Annotated in this window: 21 protein-coding genes and 2 pseudogenes; 11 read left to right on the top strand and 12 right to left on the bottom strand. The window is 69.3% G+C overall.

Annotation, left to right across the window (positions count from 1 at the left end; all coding sequences use genetic code 11):
- The first annotated feature begins 117 nt into the window (after nucleotides 1–117).
- Complete coding sequence (locus tag FHS38_RS25165; protein ID WP_184737122.1) at nucleotides 118–1131, top strand: polyprenyl synthetase family protein; 1014 nt, start codon at nucleotides 118–120, stop codon at nucleotides 1129–1131.
- 259 nt (nucleotides 1132–1390) lie between these two features.
- Here FHS38_RS25165 and FHS38_RS25170 read toward each other — a convergent pair whose 3' ends face one another.
- The 4 genes from FHS38_RS25170 to FHS38_RS25185 all read right to left on the bottom strand — a co-directional run bounded on the left by FHS38_RS25170 (nucleotide 1391) and on the right by FHS38_RS25185 (nucleotide 3363).
- Entirely contained in the window at nucleotides 1391–1594 is a 204-nt protein-coding gene (locus FHS38_RS25170) for a hypothetical protein (protein ID WP_184737125.1), read from the bottom strand.
- A gap of 117 nt (nucleotides 1595–1711) precedes the next feature.
- Nucleotides 1712–1885, bottom strand: a complete 174-nt coding sequence (locus tag FHS38_RS25175; RefSeq protein ID WP_184737126.1) for a hypothetical protein — start codon at nucleotides 1883–1885, stop codon at nucleotides 1712–1714.
- Nucleotides 1886–2044 (bottom strand): hypothetical protein, encoded by a 159-nt coding sequence (locus FHS38_RS25180; protein WP_184737128.1) that lies wholly within the window; start codon nucleotides 2042–2044, stop codon nucleotides 1886–1888. It lies immediately after the preceding gene.
- A gap of 275 nt (nucleotides 2045–2319) precedes the next feature.
- On the bottom strand, nucleotides 2320–3363 hold the full coding sequence (locus FHS38_RS25185; RefSeq protein WP_184737130.1) for an XRE family transcriptional regulator: 1044 nt from the start codon (nucleotides 3361–3363) through the stop codon (nucleotides 2320–2322).
- A 30-nt stretch (nucleotides 3364–3393) separates the two neighbouring features.
- On the opposite strand from FHS38_RS25185, the gene FHS38_RS35590 reads away from it, so the two are divergent.
- Together FHS38_RS35590 and FHS38_RS35595 are read left to right on the top strand one after the other, a co-directional pair.
- The gene (locus FHS38_RS35590) at nucleotides 3394–4140 is read left to right on the top strand and encodes a class I SAM-dependent methyltransferase (RefSeq protein ID WP_229822036.1); all 747 of its coding nucleotides are present in this window, start codon (nucleotides 3394–3396) and stop codon (nucleotides 4138–4140) included.
- On the top strand, nucleotides 4137–4412 hold the full coding sequence (locus FHS38_RS35595; RefSeq protein WP_229822029.1) for a hypothetical protein: 276 nt from the start codon (nucleotides 4137–4139) through the stop codon (nucleotides 4410–4412). The genes FHS38_RS35590 and FHS38_RS35595 overlap by 4 nt, the downstream gene beginning before the upstream one ends.
- A gap of 16 nt (nucleotides 4413–4428) precedes the next feature.
- On the opposite strand, the gene FHS38_RS25195 is transcribed toward FHS38_RS35595, so the two are convergent.
- Entirely contained in the window at nucleotides 4429–5145 is a 717-nt protein-coding gene (locus FHS38_RS25195; protein WP_184737131.1) for a TetR/AcrR family transcriptional regulator, read from the bottom strand.
- A 154-nt stretch (nucleotides 5146–5299) separates the two neighbouring features.
- Here FHS38_RS25195 and FHS38_RS25200 point away from each other — a divergent pair, with 154 nt between their 5' ends.
- The 3 genes from FHS38_RS25200 (at nucleotide 5300) to FHS38_RS25210 (ending at nucleotide 7749) form a co-directional block, all read left to right on the top strand.
- Nucleotides 5300–5623, top strand: coding sequence for a darcynin family protein (locus tag FHS38_RS25200; RefSeq protein WP_221495330.1), 324 nt, complete (start codon nucleotides 5300–5302; stop codon nucleotides 5621–5623).
- Nucleotides 5624–5680: 57 nt separating this feature from the next.
- Nucleotides 5681–6139 carry a hypothetical protein gene (locus tag FHS38_RS25205; protein WP_221495331.1) on the top strand — a complete coding sequence of 153 codons (459 nt, stop codon included), beginning with the start codon at nucleotides 5681–5683 and terminating at the stop codon, nucleotides 6137–6139.
- A 143-nt stretch (nucleotides 6140–6282) separates the two neighbouring features.
- The gene (locus FHS38_RS25210; RefSeq protein ID WP_229822027.1) at nucleotides 6283–7749 is read left to right on the top strand and encodes a multicopper oxidase family protein; all 1467 of its coding nucleotides are present in this window, start codon (nucleotides 6283–6285) and stop codon (nucleotides 7747–7749) included.
- Here FHS38_RS25210 and FHS38_RS25215 read toward each other — a convergent pair.
- Both FHS38_RS25215 and FHS38_RS35605 read right to left on the bottom strand, forming a co-directional pair.
- Nucleotides 7746–7943 (bottom strand): phosphatase PAP2 family protein, encoded by a 198-nt coding sequence (locus FHS38_RS25215; RefSeq protein WP_184737183.1) that lies wholly within the window; start codon nucleotides 7941–7943, stop codon nucleotides 7746–7748. The two genes, FHS38_RS25210 and FHS38_RS25215, sit on opposite strands and share 4 nt — an antisense overlap.
- Nucleotides 7915–8947: pseudogene (locus FHS38_RS35605) on the bottom strand (Tn3 family transposase); the annotation flags it as partial. The gene FHS38_RS25215 and the pseudogene FHS38_RS35605, both read right to left, overlap by 29 nt.
- A gap of 249 nt (nucleotides 8948–9196) precedes the next feature.
- Between FHS38_RS35605 and FHS38_RS36560 the strand changes: the two are divergent.
- On the top strand, nucleotides 9197–9346 hold the full coding sequence (locus tag FHS38_RS36560; RefSeq protein ID WP_444545768.1) for an IclR family transcriptional regulator domain-containing protein: 150 nt from the start codon (nucleotides 9197–9199) through the stop codon (nucleotides 9344–9346).
- A gap of 426 nt (nucleotides 9347–9772) precedes the next feature.
- Here the strand turns inward: FHS38_RS36560 and FHS38_RS25230 are convergent, their stop codons facing one another.
- Nucleotides 9773–10612, bottom strand: a complete 840-nt coding sequence (locus tag FHS38_RS25230; RefSeq protein ID WP_184737138.1) for an SDR family oxidoreductase — start codon at nucleotides 10610–10612, stop codon at nucleotides 9773–9775.
- Between the two features lie 92 nt (nucleotides 10613–10704).
- Between FHS38_RS25230 and FHS38_RS25235 the strand changes: the two genes are divergently transcribed.
- Nucleotides 10705–11076, top strand: coding sequence for a winged helix-turn-helix transcriptional regulator (locus FHS38_RS25235; RefSeq protein ID WP_184737140.1), 372 nt, complete (start codon nucleotides 10705–10707; stop codon nucleotides 11074–11076).
- Between the two features lie 218 nt (nucleotides 11077–11294).
- Here the strand turns inward: FHS38_RS25235 and FHS38_RS25240 are convergent, their stop codons facing one another.
- The gene (locus tag FHS38_RS25240; protein WP_184737142.1) at nucleotides 11295–11546 is read right to left on the bottom strand and encodes a hypothetical protein; all 252 of its coding nucleotides are present in this window, start codon (nucleotides 11544–11546) and stop codon (nucleotides 11295–11297) included.
- Nucleotides 11547–11789: 243 nt separating this feature from the next.
- Between FHS38_RS25240 and FHS38_RS35610 the strand changes: the two are divergent.
- Nucleotides 11790–11999: pseudogene (locus FHS38_RS35610) on the top strand (IS5/IS1182 family transposase); the annotation flags it as partial.
- On the opposite strand, the gene FHS38_RS25250 reads toward FHS38_RS35610, so the two are convergent.
- The 3 genes from FHS38_RS25250 to FHS38_RS25260 are packed head-to-tail and all read right to left on the bottom strand — an operon-like array spanning nucleotide 11995 to nucleotide 13999.
- A complete protein-coding gene (locus tag FHS38_RS25250; RefSeq protein WP_184737144.1) occupies nucleotides 11995–12960 on the bottom strand; it encodes an oxidoreductase in 966 nt (321 codons plus the stop codon). The pseudogene FHS38_RS35610 and the gene FHS38_RS25250 sit on opposite strands and share 5 nt — an antisense overlap.
- On the bottom strand, nucleotides 12957–13562 hold the full coding sequence (locus FHS38_RS25255) for a TetR/AcrR family transcriptional regulator (protein WP_184737146.1): 606 nt from the start codon (nucleotides 13560–13562) through the stop codon (nucleotides 12957–12959). Before FHS38_RS25255 ends, FHS38_RS25250 begins: the two co-directional genes overlap by 4 nt.
- The gene (locus FHS38_RS25260) at nucleotides 13562–13999 is read right to left on the bottom strand and encodes an ester cyclase (protein ID WP_184737148.1); all 438 of its coding nucleotides are present in this window, start codon (nucleotides 13997–13999) and stop codon (nucleotides 13562–13564) included. Before FHS38_RS25260 ends, FHS38_RS25255 begins: the two co-directional genes overlap by 1 nt.
- Nucleotides 14000–14206: 207 nt before the next feature.
- On the opposite strand from FHS38_RS25260, the gene FHS38_RS36405 reads away from it, so the two are divergent.
- Nucleotides 14207–14665 carry a hypothetical protein gene (locus FHS38_RS36405; RefSeq protein WP_376700065.1) on the top strand — a complete coding sequence of 153 codons (459 nt, stop codon included), beginning with the start codon at nucleotides 14207–14209 and terminating at the stop codon, nucleotides 14663–14665.
- 25 nt (nucleotides 14666–14690) lie between these two features.
- On the top strand, nucleotides 14691–15104 hold the full coding sequence (locus FHS38_RS25265; protein WP_373301770.1) for an SgcJ/EcaC family oxidoreductase: 414 nt from the start codon (nucleotides 14691–14693) through the stop codon (nucleotides 15102–15104).
- The last annotated feature ends 576 nt before the right edge of the window (nucleotides 15105–15680 follow it).

The following is a 15680-nucleotide window of genomic DNA, read 5'->3' on the forward strand; positions in this document are numbered from 1 at the left end:
AGCCCGTGACCCGCACGGCCGTTGGGCTGGCGTGCAGAATAGTGAGGCGGACGACGCGAAGCCGCTGCGAAGGCGCACTGCAGAGCAGATCCCACGACGGAGAGGGAACTGTTCCCGATGACGCGCGACACAATCCCCGGTCTCGGGGACATGCAAGACCTGATCAGCACCGAGATTGAGCGGTGGCTGTCCTCCTGCGAGCGGGATCCGCTGGCCCCTGTGCACCGATGGGGGCTGTCTCCGCGGGGCAAACTACTGCGGCCCGTACTCGTGTTGCAGTCGGCCGCAACGGTAAGCGGCCCCCGTGAGCAGGTGCTACCACGTGGGCAGCTGCTGCCGGTGGCAGTTGGCATCGAACTCGCCCATGTCGCCAGCCTGGCACATGACGATGTGATCGACGGTGACGCAATGCGGCGTGGCCGGGCGTCCGTACCCAGTCGGTTCGGCACGGCGCACGCAGTCCTGGGCGGTGACGCCCTGTTCTTCGCCCTGGTTCAGTCGCTGGCCGTCTGCCACCAGCACGGAGCCACGGCGGAGGCGGTCGTGGAGGCTGTCCGCATCGTCGGTGACAGTGGGCGCGACCTGAGTGCCGGTGTTGCCATGGAGCTGATGCTGAGCGGGTGTGGGCAGGGACTGCCGTTCGGTGGTGCCAGCGGCACCACCGCCTACGTGGAGATGGTGCGGCTGAAGACCGCCGCGCTCATGAGCGGCGCGTGCCAGATCGGAGCGGTGCTGGTCGGCGGTTGCCCGCAGGAGGTGGCAGCACTGGGGAAGTTCGGGGAGGCGCTCGGCATCGCCTTCCAGATCGGCGACGACCTGCTGCCCTATGAACCTGGACCGATTAGCGCGGCCAAGCCGGTCGACAGTGACCTGCGCAACCTTCGTCCCGCGCTCCCCCTGATGCTCGCCGTCGACTCAGCGAATCCTCTGGACCGGACCCGGTTGGCCTCGGGCGACATGCGCTGGGACGAAGTGCGTGCTCTGGTGCGGGACAGCGGTGCCGTACTGCGTGCTCGGGAGTTGCGCGACGAGTATGTGGGTCGCGCCCTTACTGCACTGAACGCGCTGCCGGCCACCGAGCACCGTCGCCACTTAGCCGCGCTCGTCGACTATGCGCTAGGCGGCGGCTAACTTGCATCTGTAACGTCCGACGTCGAATGGTGTGTCAAACTCAATCACTCTGCTCGGAATCCGGCGTGGCGAGACGCGTCGTGCGCTGCGAGGCCAGCGCGTCCAGCGCAGCGTTCTACGTCGTCCACACGAGCCCGGCAGCTCAGGGTCGCCCGCCAGCCGGTCACCGGAACGTACAAGGGACGGCCGCGACCAGCTCCGCCTCGTCCGCACGCCACATCACCGCGCCGCCTTCCTCCCGCCACGCACATCTGCCGTGTCACTGGGGCGCCGCGATGCCGCTCCAGCCCTGACCGTCGATCCTGCCAGACGGGCGCCGCTTGACTCGCACCCACATGCCGTGCTCGGTGCGCGCACCGACCGAACGGTGCTTGCACACCACCGTGTCCCGGACCAGCCGAACCTGGAGCGCCTTCTCGACGTGGTCGAGCACGCCGTCGGCCGGGTCGCGGCGCAGGTCCACGACAGGAAGTGACGAGCTGGTCGTGGAATTCCCTCTGGGAGACGCGGCAGCGGCAGGCCGCCGGGAACGAGAGCGTGCCCCCTGGTCTACCGCCGCATGGGCAGGCGGGAGTCGCCTTCATCGGAGGGCGGCGAGGTGATTCGCCGCGAGGAGGAGCAGCGCGCCAAGTCCCGTGGCGATGGACGTCACGATGAAGCGCCGGTACTTGAGCCTGGCGATCCTGCACAAGATCGCCACCTGGTGCGGGCGGGTTTCCTCCTGGGCGGCCTGACGAATCTCCTCCGGGCTCATCTACGCCCAGGTCGGGAACGATGTTCCCTCATCGCCGAGCCGCGGCAGCACCGCAAGCACGATGAACGCCAACGAGATCGCGAGGAATCCAGAGGCCAGGCCGACCGCGACGCGCGGCAGCGGGCCCTCGGACAAGGCGCTGCGGAGCAGGGCGGTCAAGCCCCCGTCGAGGGCGAACAGCCCCCCCGGCCTTGACGTCGGTCTTCGCAAGCGCCTCCGTGACGCCCTTCAAGGCCCGATCGAGACCGCTGTCGGCCGGCTCCCCCGGGGGTACGCGAACTGGTCACTGTTCTCCTTGTCGATCGGCATGGCGAAAGAGCCCGAGCAGGTGCTGCTCGGGCTCGCTTCGTTGGGCAGCCATGGAGGGAGGACGGTCTTCGGTGGAGCGGGAAGACCGGTGTGGTGCGGCCGCCCCGCGTTGCTGTACGGCTCACTCAGACGCTGTGGGCGGACGTCTTCAATACCTCCTCCGCCGGGAGGTGCCACCTCCAACAGAGGCTCGGGCTGCCGCCGGCCCTGGCGCGGCCGCCGACGTATCGCCCCTGTGGAGGTGACTTCAGCTGTGGACCGCCCCCGTGCGTACCGCGAACTCCCGGACCTGGAAGGCTGACAGACGAGCACATCAGATCCGTCGTGAGCGCTCGCACGGATGGCCGACGGGCCTCCTCCGGCGCTTCGTGCTCGATCGCCCGCAGCTCGGCCCAGGTGCGCCGGGGGTCGTCGAGCTGGTGCCACATCCGGGCGGCGTCCGTGTGAAAGCGCGCGCGCCGCTCAGCGGTCGGGAAAACCCCGGGACGGATGCGCCGCAGCACCGCGACGCCTTCGTCAGGGGTGCCGAGCTTGTTGAAGACGCTCATCCGGAAGCTGTCGCACTGCTCGGATGTGGCCTGCACAGTCACCTGGTCCAGTCCGGGCCCGTACGGGATCTGCTGGCCGATGCTCTCCGCCTCGCCGAGCATGTCGAGCGCGGCCGTGCGGTCCCCGTAGTGCGCTGCCGTGTAGCCGCAGGTGAGGAGCATCGCTGCGCGTACAGCCTGCGCCTCCGGGGCGTGGTCATCGGCAAGCTCGCGGCTGGTGCGGGTGAGCAGGCCCACGGCTTGCTGGTGACGGCCGGCATGCCGCATGGCCACTGACAGAACACGAGCGGCTTCCCCCAGCGGCGCGGGCAGCCCGGACGCTCGGGCAGCGGTCAGGGCCCGGTCGGCGGCTACCCACGATTCTTCGGAGCGCAGCTTGATCGCCAGCTCACCCGCCAGGCTGTAGGCGCCCGCTGCCACGGCGCAGGCGCGTTCCCGCGGGTGGCCGTCCAGGGCCTCGCGGGTCGCGTCCACGGCCGCCAGGAGCACCGGCAGGTCGGATGCGAGGCGGGTGTAGCGGACCTGCCGGAAGTCCTCGCGCGCCCGGCGCAGCGCGCGGGTGAGCTGTTCAAGCGGCACAGGGCTCACGACCGGGGGCTGGAACAGTGCGGCTTCGAGCATGCTGCGCGGGTCAGCCGCAGGTCCTCGCCCGTGAGCGGCGGCCGGGCTGCCAGCGGCTACGACCGCGCCAATGCCAACTGTCCCGGTAAGAAAGCGCCTGCGCCGCACCATGTCCTGCTGGCCCTCGACGTGCCCTCCCGTCACCGTAGCGGCCACAATCAGGGTGGCATCGGGGCTTCCCATATCCCGTACCTCGTCTCGCTGAACCGGGTGAGCGACGTTCGTCAGCTCATCAGCAGTGATGTTGATCCGCAGCCGCCGGAACGGCCGCCAGCCCCGCGGATGGCCCCGGCGACGCGGGTGGCTACCGTGGACGCGCCCTCGGGCGATCGCCTGGTCAGTATCTCGGCGCGGATCTGCGGATTCGTGTCCATGCAGGGCGCCGGAGAGCGCGATGCCCAACTGCTGTTGGTCAACGGTACCGAAGAAATCGTCCTGCGGTTCGATGACGGACTTCCCCCCCCCGAGCCGAGCATGCTGGCCAACGCGGTACGCAGCCCACGGACCGAATCCTGGACGGGAGTGACCGTCAAGCGAGGGGTGCCCGTGGACACGCTCCAGATGTACATGGCCACCGTGCTGCCGGGATTCTGCACCATGGCCGTGGACCCGGACCTCGACACCGGCCTGGTCTCCCCGTACAACAAGCGGTTCTCGATGGCCAGCGTGGACGGCCCCAACTTCGCCTACATCACCCCCGTGTCACCGCCGATGAGACGGCCTTCGAATACGGAGTCCATGCCTTTGGCCCGGATGGCCCCGCCTTCGCCGAGATGATCGCCGACCACCTGCGTACCTGGGACCGGGAACACCGTGATGGACCCGGCCCGCGCATCGCCGTCCACCCGGCCGGCACTCCCGATGGCCAGATCCCCGAACTTCCCGGCGGCCGGGTGATCGACAAGATCCATTGCCGGGTCACGCTCTCCTGGCCCCTGTCCGCGACCGCGGCCGAGGAGAGGTGGCCGAGGACCTGGTGGGGGCCACTCCCGCTGTTCCTCGAACCGGTGCTCAGTGTGCTGACCAGAGGAAACGGCCTAGAGGGGTGAGTACTCCGGCAGGCGTTCAGTCTGTGGGGGCGCCGAGGGCGGTCAGGATGTCGGTGAGGGTGTGTTCGAAGAGGGGGTCCGGGTCGGTGAGGGCGAAGTCGAGGTGGCCGAAGACCTCGACGGCGACGGTCCCGTAGAGCCGGGTCCAGCAGGCAACGAAGACGTAGATCACCTCCAGGGGGACCGGCTCGCCGGCCAGGTGTTCGCGTACTTCTTCGAGCTGGGTGATCCAGGTGTTGTCGAGTGTGGTGGGCGGCTGGATTCCGCCGCGGTGCCATAGCTGGACCATCAGGTCCAGGATGATGCCGCCGAAACGCCAGCTGGGATCGTGGGCGGCGGTTCCGGGGGCGGTGTCGGCGTCCGTGAGCGGCTTGGTGAACAGCAGGCCGAACTCGCGGGGATGGCTCAGCGCCCAGCGGCGGAGTTCCCGGCTCACCGCCCGCAGTCTCCTCCCTGGTTCGGAGGCGGGTTCCTGGTCGCGTGCGGTGGCCAGGGCAGTGGCGAGCTCCTCGTACAGGTGGGACGTCAAGGCCTGGATCAGGTCGCGGTGGCTGGGGTGGTAGCGGTACAGGCCGGGCGCACTCATACCCATCTCGCGGGCGATGGCCCGCAGGGTGATGGCGGCCGGGCCCTGTTCGACGAGCAGGTGGCGGGCGGTGCGCAGGATCTCCTCCAGCGCGTCCTCGCGGACCCGGTGCCGACGGCTCGGGGAGGGATTGCCTGTGCTGGTCACGGTGGCCTTTCGGTGTGTGCCTTCTCGGGGTCCGGGGCGTGGACCCGCTTGACAAAGTGAACACCTGTAACTTTAGCTGACCCCTCGAAAGTTAACACCGTTAGCAATAGCTCGCGGCTGTGATCCGGGGGGACCCATGAAGTACGGCATCGTCTTGACCTACACGTTCGCCCCGCGCTGGCTGGCGCTGTCGCGCCCGGAGCGGGGCGCGATGCGCGCCGAGCACATCGAGCCCGTGTTCGCCGCGTACGCGGACCGGGTCTCGGCCCGCTTCTTCGACGCCGAGGCGTTCCACGGCCGCTTCTCCGACTTCGCCGTGCTGGAGACCGAGGACCTCGGCGCCTACTACTTCCTGGTCGAGGCGCTGCGCGACACCCCGCTCATCGCCGAGGGCTACCTGTCCTTCGGTGAGATCTTCCTGGGCGTCGCCGACGGTTTCGCGGAGTACGAGCGCACGCACCCCGCCGGGCTCCGATAGCCCGCGCCGCTGAGCGGTCCCCGAGACGACCAGGCCAGGAATACAGGGAGTTCAGTCATGCCCCATGCTGTCCCCGAGCTCATACCCGCCCCTGCTCCGGCGGCTCCGCCCGAGCCCCCGCCCCGGCGGCGTTGGCCGCTGCGCCTGCTGCGGGCCAGCGCGGTGCTGGTGCTTCTGGACACCCTCGTACAGGCGGCCCTCGCGGGCCTGTTCGTCACCGGCGACCTCGATCTGCTGGCCTGGCACGCGGCGAACGCCGCCGCACTGGGCGCGCTCACCGTCGTGCAGACGGCGGCGGCCGTGCTGGTGTGGCGGCTGTTGCGAGGGCCGGGCTGGCCGGCCGCGGCGAGCGCCCTGCTGGTCGTGCTCGTCTCCGTGCAGCAGGGGCTGGGCGAGGCGCGCGTCCTGGCCGGGCACATGCCGCTCGGCATGGCCGTCTTCGGCTGCGCGACGGCCCTGACGTGCTGGGCCCACACCTACCGGCCGACTGCTCACGTCGCGGGCGGGGCGCGGTGAGCCCGCGGCGTACGGGCAGGCTGAGCCGCCGGGGGTTTCTGGGACTGACCGCCGGTGCGAGTGCGGCCATCACCCTGGGGGCGGCCGGCTACTCCCGCCTCGCGCCGCCCTCCACCGGACGGATCCTGCGCACGGTGGGTCCTGTGCCCGAACCGTTCCGGGTGCCGCTGCCGGTGCCGCCGGCGGCACGACCGGCCCGTACGGAGGCGGGCGCGGACTTCTACGAACTCGACCAGCGGGAGGGCCAGGTAGAGATCCTGCCCGGCCGCAAGACCACGGTCTGGGGTTACAACGGGATCTTCCCCGGCCCGACCTTCACCACCCGCTCCGGAAGGCGCACGGTGGTAGGCGTACGGAACATGCTCACCGTACCGACCGCGATGCACCTCCACGGAGGCGTCACCCCGCCCCAATCCGACGGATACCCCACCGACCTCGTGCTGCCCACACGCTGCGCCCCCGGCCAGAACCGCTACGACGCGGCCGCCGCACCGCCGGGGGCTCACTCGATGGGCGCTGAGCGGATGCAGGGCGACACCACCACGGCGGTGCGCACCTACGACTACCCGCTGCCGCAGCGGGCCGCGACGCTCTGGTACCACGACCACCGGATGGACTTCTCCGCCCCTCAGGTCTGGCGCGGTCTGGCCGGCATCTTCATCGTCCGCGACGAGGAGGACGACCGACTCCCCCTGCCCGGCGGCGACCGAGACATCCCGCTGATGCTCGCCGACCGCTCCTTCGAAGCGGACGGCTCCTTCCGCTACCCGGCCCTGGACCCCACCTGCACCCGGCGGCCCGGCGTCGAGGACGCCTACATGGACGGGGTACTCGGCGACGTCCAGCTCGTCAACGGCGCACCCTGGCCCGAACTGGAAGTCTCCAACACCCGCTACCGGCTACGGTTGCTCAACGCCTCCAACGCCCGCCGCTACCAGCTGCGCCTGGACACCGAGGACGGCGCACACCCGCCGTTCATCCAGATCGGCAGTGACGGCGGCCTGCTGGCCGCGCCCCAGCGCCTGGCCACCCTCGCGATGGCGCCCGCCGAACGCCTCGACGTCGTCATCGACTTCTCCGAGCATCCGGTCGGCACCCGCATCACCCTGGTCAACACGGCGGCCGACGGCAGGATGCGCCAGGTAATGCGCTTCCACATCGTGCGCGCCGAGAAGGACGACAGCCGGGTACCCGCCCGCCTGTCCGCCTTCGACAAGCTCACCGCGACCCGGGCGATGCCGGTGCGCTCCTTCGACTTCCGCCGTACGGGCGACGGTGAGGAGCGGCAGATGTGGACCATCAACGGGAAGCCGTTCAGCACCTCGAAGGTGTGGGCCGCCCCGCGGCTGGGCAGCGTGGAACGCTGGCGGTTCAGCAGCGACTTCCACCATCCCGTCCACCTGCACCTGGCCCAGTTCCAGGTCGTCGCCCGCGGGAACAGGACGCCGGATCCCTGCGACGCCGGGTGGAAGGACACCGTTGACGTGCGCCCGTACGAGGTCGTGGAAGTCCTCGTCCGGTTCGACGGCTACCGGGGCCGCTACATGCTGCACTGCCACAACCTCGAACACGAGGACATGGCCATGATGGCCAACTTCGACGTGGTCTAAGAGCCGTTGGCCCCGCCGGCGTGGTGCCGCCGGGTCCACATCCGGTGACCGAGGTCGGCGGTGATGAGGGTGAGGGCGGACGCGGCGCCGAGGGCGAAGCCGGCGGTGACGTCGGTGGCCCGGTGGACGCCGAGGTAGACCCGGCTTGACGCGACGAGGCCGGACAGGGCGAGCGCGCCCGCCCACCAGGCGATGGCGAGGGAGCGGGCGCGGGTTGGTGACCAGGGAGCCGGCCACCCGCAGCATGTCCGGCCAGGCGGTGAGCACCTTCTTCACGTTCACCTTGTTGCGCGCGATCGCCTCCAGCGGCCCGTAGCCGCCCAGGGCCTCACCGCCGGGCATCTGGGCCTTCCAGAACCGCTGGTCTTCAAGGTCCTTGAACCGCGGGGAGAACCGGTAGCCGAGCATCTTGAAGATGCCGAAGACCATGTCGGAGTAGGAGGCGTTGTCGGTGGCGACCATCTCCGGCTTCACCCCGTCGTCCAGGTTCAGCAGCGCGTCCAGGATGAAACAGGGAGTCGCGCGGGGTGCCGGGCACCATCTGCCCGATCCCGATGACCTGGTCATTGATCGCGTTGAGCCAGGTGATGCCCTTCTTCTTCGCGAAGTACTTGGGGCTCGGCGCGGCGTCGATCGTGCGGACCGGCACGACCAAGCGCAGGCCGTCGACGGAGGCGAGCATGCCCTTGCCCCAGTGCTGGACGATCGGCACCTTCCCCTGGGCCTCGATCAGCGCCGCGTTGGCCGCGGCGATGGTGTCGGCGCGCAGGCAGTACTGGTCGACGTGGACCAGGCGGGAGCGGGTGAGCGCCTCGATCTTCGGGTTGATGACCGGGGTCATCCCGATGTTGCACGCCGCGCTCACCAAGAGCGCCACGACCGAGGTGGTCAGGTCGTTCATGCGGGTCTTCCCGTCGCCCAGGTGCACGAAGGCGTTCAGGAATCCCGTCCAGGAGTGCACCTCGAACAGCAGGTCCGGCAGGTCGATCTTCGGGAGCATCTTCTCGACCCGTTTGCGCAGCCAGGCAAGCGACTTCGGTTCACCCAGCGCGTGGAGCTTCTCCACGTTCAGCTTCGCCCGCCCGTTGGGCTGTACCTCGATGCTGATCTTCGCGTCGGCGCCAGCCTCCTTCAGCCGCTCGACCATCTGCTTCCACGCTGCGTCCAGCACGGCGACCAGGTCGCGAAGGTGTGGTGTTGTCGTTGTTGGTCCGGGGGTCTTCGCAGCGGAAGATCACTGATGGGTCTCCCGGGCGGGCATGGTCGCCGGCACGGGCGCCCATGCACGTGTTGCTGCGGAGGTCGATGAGGCGGGCCAGGCTGTCGCTGTAGCCGGTGTACTGGAAGTACCACCGCTGCTGGTAATCGGGGTCGTAGCGTCGCTGGGTGACGAGGCTGGTCCCGTCGCCGGTACCGCTCGCCCCGGTGCGCAGCAGGGAGCGAAGGCATGGAATGCGTCCTCATCGAGCGGATCTCCGTGCTCGATGCCCCGCGTGTGATGTACCGGGTCGGTGGCCGGATGCCGCTGCATGCCACCGCTCCCGGGCTCATCCTGCCGGCCTTCGCGCCCCCCCCAGGTGCAAGAGGACTTCCTTGACTCTGACCGGTCGGTCGGCGAGGACGATTTGATGGGAACGGCCGAGGAGCTGCGGTCCCGGCTTGCGGCCATCCGACGCGATAGATCGCGGTGTACTCACGCCTCCAATGGGACACCTTCTTGACCTGCGTCTCCGCCCCCGTCCATGACCGGCACCGGGCCGTCATCGCTGCCATCTTGGTCGTCACCCCCTCTGAGCAGATCCACCCCTCCGCGCACATCCCCGCCGTGATCTCCATGGCCCGCGCGATCACTCGGGCCATGAACACCGAACCACCTGCGGGCCGTAGCGCGCTGCGTCTCCGCCGCATTAGAGGGCCCCACCACCTCAGGTAACCCCTTAATGCGTCAGCTCCGGATCAGGTTCGCGACTGTCAGCAGTGGACTGGCGAGCACGCCGAGCAGTTCCAGCGGCGCTGACCGGTCTCAGCGGAACGCGGCGATATTGCGGGCGGCCCAGTCGGCGAACGGACGCGGGGCGTGGCCGAGGGCCCGCTCGACGTCGGGGCTGAGGCGCAGCTCGGCAGGGCTCGGGGAGCCGAGGATGGCCAGGGTGTCCTCGGCGAGCTCCGCCGGCATGCTCTGGTTCATGGCGGTCTTGGCCTCGTCGTGGGTGAGGTCGTGAAACCGCACGGGCGAGCCCAGCGCGGCGGCGATGGCCTCCACCTGCTGGCGCGGAGTGATCACTTCCGGGCCGGTCAGCTCGTACACGCCGCCGGTGTGCCGGTCATCCAGCAGGCAGGCTGCCGCGACCTCGGCGATGTCCGCCGGGTCGATGACCGGCACACCGACGTCGCCGAAGGGCGCGGCGGCGACCTGCCGCGCGCGGATGGACTCGGCCCACCATAGGGCGTTGGAGGCGAAGCCGCCCGGCCGCAGGATGGCCCACTCCAGGCCGGAATTCCGCAGCGCGTCCTCCAGTGCGCGCATTGCGATCCGCGTCGGGCCGAAGGGCCTGGTCGCCACGCCCTGCGAGGAGAGCAGGACGACCCGGCGGACCCCGCTGGCCGCGGCTTCGCCGATGATGAGGGCCGGGCTGGCTCCGGTGGCGTGCAGGTCGCCGGACAGCAGGAGGAACAGCGCCTTCGCCCCGGCCAGCGCGGGCTTGAGGCTGCCCGGTTCGGCGAGGTCGGCCACCACGTGGCGGACGCCGTCCGGCACCGCCGCCGCGTGCCGTGACACCGCCGTCACCTGCCTGCCCGACTCGGCCAGAGCCCGCGTCAACGGCCGGCCCACATTCCCGGTAGCCCCGGTTACCACGATCATGTTCAGCTCCTCGTCAGATGCCCTTTGGTGGCCTTCACGCTAGGAGCCGGGCTAACTTTTAGTAAGGGCATACCCTGAGGTAAGCTCGTCACGTGGCGGGAAGCGTGCAGCACACACAGGCCGAGACGGGGCAGCGGTATGACGTGTTTCACACGGACTGCCCCGCGCGCGATGTGGTCGACCATGTGACCAGCAGGTGGGGCATCTGGGTGTTGATCTCCTTGCGGAGCAACGACCTCCGGTTCTACGAGCTGCGCGAGAGCATCCAGGGCATCAGCGAGAAGATGCTCGCTCAGACCCTGCGCGCGCTGGTCCAGGACGGCCTGGTCTGGCGGGAGGTCGAACCCACGACGCCGCCGCAGGTCACCTACGGGCTGACCGAGTTCGGCCGGGACGTCGGCGAGCCACTGACGGAGCTGTTCGACCGGATCACACGGCGCCTCTCGCCGCGCAACGCGGGATAGCGCGGTAGCGGCTGACCAAGAAGGTGAGTAGCCGCCTCCGACTCCCCTCCCGCAGGAACCGGCCCCCGAGCCCGCTGCGGCCTGAAATAGCGTCAGGGGACCGACTGGTTGGTGCGCTGTGCGTTAGCGGCACCCTACCGACGGAAGCTACGTCCCCGTAGCCCCACCCTGGCCAACCGCATGGCCCCGCCCTGGCCTCCGCTGCACCAGCAGAGTCGTTAGACGCCATCGTGTCGGGTCGGTACTGCGAGGCCGAGTACGGTGCTGGTGTCCCGCGGTTCTTCAAGGAAGTGTGCCGCCGCCCCGGCACCCCGCCCGCGGTCCAGCCGCTGCCGCAGGCTCAGCGCGAGACCCAGGTCCATCATGACCTCGGCGCCCTCCACGAGGTCGCACAGGAACAGCGTGCGATCGTCGAGCGGGCTCGCCCCGTAATGGGCGGCGCGGAGCTGTTCGTGGTCCTGACTGTTCACGGTGTCATCCTCGTGTCATCCTCCACTGTGCGCCGTGCCCGCGAGCACCATGGCGGCGCAATCGGCACAAAGGCATCCGTCCCTCTACGTTCGGTGTCGTATGAAGTGCGGTGACATGAAAGGCTGTTCGCCCGCCACTGCCGTGCTGACTGCCGCGCCCCGGCGCAGGCCGCGCGAAGGACGGGTTCGTGACTCCGAACAGCTCCCGCTCACCTCCGTTACTTCGCACCGACGGGGTATTAGGCATACTCCTCACGCCACAACCACCGTTACCTGCGGCGACGTCAGATCCGGCACGTCATTCCCGATCGCCGCGACCAGCGGGCCCACCGACGCGACCGCGGCAGTGCGGGAGGTAGGCCCAGCGGCTTCAACCGAGACCCGTACGCACGCAGGAACGAAGTCGCACGTACCGTGAACGCCCTCAAAGGCTTCCGGGCAGTGGCCATTAGGCTTCGGTCTCCGGCGGGCCGGTCTCCTCTTCGGCGGGGAACCGGTAGCGGACTCCGGTCACCCGCTCGGACAGGTCCCAGAGGCGGCGGGCGGTATCGAGGTCCTTCGCGGATTCGGCCGGCTGCACGAGTGCGGGGTATCCCTTGGATTCGTTGCGTCCGTTCGGTCCGATGAACTGGCCGCCCTCGGCGCGTGGTTCGACGGCCGCGTAGAGCTGGTTGAGGGCACCCGTCTCGACGTCCTGGGCCATGAGCCGGTTGGTGACCTTGAGGATTGCGTTGAGCATCCCGGTCGGGCCGGTGGACTGGAGGTTCGTGGCCGAGTAACCGGGATGGGCGAGGAGGCTGCGCACCGGGCTGCCGGTGGCGCGCAGTCGCCGGTCCAGTTCCAGGCCGAACAGGACGTTGGCGAACTTGGACTGGGCGTAGAACGCGCGGGGTGAGTAGGAGCGTTCGCCGTTGAGGTCGTCGAAGCGGATGGACCCGTTCTTGTGCAGGGTCGAGCTGACGGTCACCACTCGTGGATCCCGGCCGGCCCGGAGTCTGTCGAGCAGCAATCCGGTCAGCGCGAAGTGGCCCAGATGGTTGGTGCCTAGCTGGGACTCGAACCCCTGCGCGGTCAAGGACCGGGGCGGCATCATGATCCCGGCGTTGTTGATCAGTATGTCCACCGGCGTGTCGACGGTACCGGCGAAGACTCGGACGGAGTCGAGGTCGGCCAGGTCCAGCGGGCGTAGTTCGACAACGGCGCCAGGCTGTTCGTCACGGAGTCTGCCCAGCGCCGCTCTGCCCTTCTCCGGGTTCCGTGCTGTAAGTACGACACGCGCGCCGCGGCGGGCGAGTTCGCGTGCGGTGACGTAGCCCAGCCCGCTGTTGGCGCCGGTGACGATGGCCGTGCGACCACTCTGGTCCGGGATGTCGGCGGCGGCCCACCGGTCGGCGATCGTTGGTGCGTTGGTCATGACGTGGCTCCTCGCGGGTTCGACGTGCCACGGGTCAGGTCGGCAACGCTTGCTGAGAGCAGTTTGTGCAGGTGTGCGCGGTCCACGGGGAGTTTGCCGATCGCGTGCAGCGCGGCGAGTCCGTGCGCGGTGGCCCAGAGCCGGGCGATGCGGTCGTCGTACGGGTCGGTGACCCCGAGGATGCCGGCGATCACGGCGCCGACCCCGGCGCCCTCGTCCTCGGTCGCTGCGGCGGGTACCCGGACTCCGCCCAGGCCGTACATCACTTGATAGAGGTCCGGCTCGTCCAGCGCGAAGTCGAGGTAGGCCGCCGTGGCGGCTTCCAGCGAGCCGCCAGCCGCGCTCATGGCGTCGGCGAGGCGGGCGAAGCCGTCCCGGACGAAGGCGAGCAGGATGTCGTCGCGGCCTTTGAAGTAGCGGTAGGCGAAATTGGCGGAGTAGCCGATCCGGTCGGCCAGCCGCCGCATGCTCACCGCGTCCCAGCCTTCGGTGCGGGCCAGGTCGCGGGCGGCGGCGAGGATGGTGGCCCGGGCCTCGGCGCGTTCCCGGTCCCGGCGCTGCTGGGACGGGGAGGGCTCGGGCCGCTGCGCGTCGGGGGCCATCAGCGACCGGCCCCGTCCGCCTGGCTGCCGGGCATCTCCACCGGCGGGAGCAGGCCCAGCCGACCGAAGAACTCGATGGTGTTGAGCTCGTCCCAGTGCTCGACGGCCATGCCGTCGACCACCCGCCAGATGTCCAGCGACCGCATCTCCACCTCGCGGCCCGTGGGCTGCTCGCCCAGGAGCGACCCGAGGTGCGTGGCGCGGTACGTGAACCGGCCGGCCACCCGGTCTCCGGACACCAGGACGTCTTCCAGGGTCACCCGGGTGTCCGGGAACGCCGCGAACCAGCGGGTCCAGAAGGCCCGGTTGGCCTCCCGGCCGTCCTCCACATAGGGGTTGTGGTTGATGTAGTCCTCGGCGACGAATCCGTCCACGGCGTCGGGGTCGTGGCTGTTCATCAAGGCTGCGAAAGCGTGCGCCACGGTCTGATGGGTCATCGGTTCCTCCGAATCAGCGATCTTGGTTACATCGTACACAGAATGTACGGTGTAACCAAGGGGGTGGAGGGGGGTAATCGATCACGACCACCGGCGGCACCCGCTGGACCGGGCAAGGCAGCTCGAAGGCGCATCGCGGCGATCGCCTCTGTCGCCACCGCCGGGGCACTCCTGCTCACTGCCTGCGGCCACGGCAAGAGCGGCTCAATGTCCGTTTCCTCGGCGGTCACCGTAGCCGCGGGCCAGGACGCATCGGCTGTCGGCAGTCCGTCGGCCGGGCAGGATCGGGCTTCCCCGGTGGCTCCGCCAAGGCGAACGACGCCTCCCCAAACGGATGACTGGGCGAACGGTCCGGTGAAGCCGACGGTGAAGCCGGAGGCGCAGCGGTGGGCGCAGCTGTCCGCGTCCAAGGCGGGCAGCCTGAACCCGGTGGTGGTCAACGGCGCCGGCTTCACTCTCCACCGTTTCGACAGAGGCGCCGCGAACCCGTCGAAGTCCGCCTGCAACGGCGACTGCGCGGTGACCTGGCTGCCGGTCGTCGTCGCACCGGGCGGCAGATCGTCCTCGATGGCGTCGGCAAGTCGAAGGTCGGCACCGCCAAATGGGACGACGGCACCCTTCAGGTCATGGTCGGAGGCTGGCCCGCCTACCGCTTCACACGCTTGACCTCAATCAGGGTTGAGGTGTGATCATGATCCACATGACCACGGAATCCACATCCCGCGCAGCAGACATCGAAGCGATCAGCCGGCTCGTCGCCACCGTCGAGCACTCTCAGCAGAACAAGGATCCCGAGGAGTTCCTCGGCCTCTTCCACTCGGACGCGATCTGGACGACGGCTCATGGCAAGGTCCTCATCGGCCTCGACGCGATATCGGAGTTCACCCGCAAGGTCCTCCCCGCGGCGAACTGGGACGGCAAGGTCACCTACGAGGTGGTCCACGTGCTCTTCATCCGCCCCGACGTCGCGGCGGTCAAGGTCCGTCAGCGTTACCTGGCCCCGGGCGAGGAGAGCGAGGGTGCCCCGCTGTACGTGCTCTCGAAGCAAGCCGATGGCCGCTGGCTGCTGACCGCCTGCCAGAACACGGCGGTCGTCGCCGACTAGTTTGCCCGTCGATCATGTTCGGAGCCAGATCGTGAGGGCTGCCACAGTGGCGGTGCCGAGGTAGGCGTAACGGTGTCGGTCGTAGCGGGTGGCCACCGCCCGGTGCTGCTTCAGTCGATTGATGGCCCGTTCGGCGGTGTTGCGCCTCTTGTGCCGCTCCTCGTCGAAACCGGGCGGCCGCCCGCCACGTGAACCTTTGCGCAAGCGGGCGGCCGGGCTGTCGTCGGCCGCCCGTCGAGGCGAGTCGGCTCCGGGTCCTCGGAGAAGCGGCCGGACCACCTGGCGGCGAGATCCTTCGTACCCCCGGTGCCTGCGCCAATGGTGGTGTGAGGGCGGCAGCCATGCCGGGATGTGAGGGGTGACGTCAGGAGCCCAACTCGTATGAGGAAATCCGAGAGAGCCTCAGAGAGCGGCTGCCCTGATTTGGGATCATTTGTTGAAGCGGTGCTGACTCCCGTGCTGCGATCGAGCAAAACACCCAGGTCCCCGAGGCCGGGCTCGGAGTAGGGACGCGGAGGGCCCCGCACGGAACCGGGAGGTCGGGGGTTCACGTGCGGGGCCGCTCACGGGGTGTGG

It is taken from the genome of Streptomyces netropsis, from assembly GCF_014203545.1.
Classification (GTDB): domain Bacteria; phylum Actinomycetota; class Actinomycetes; order Streptomycetales; family Streptomycetaceae; genus Streptomyces; species Streptomyces netropsis.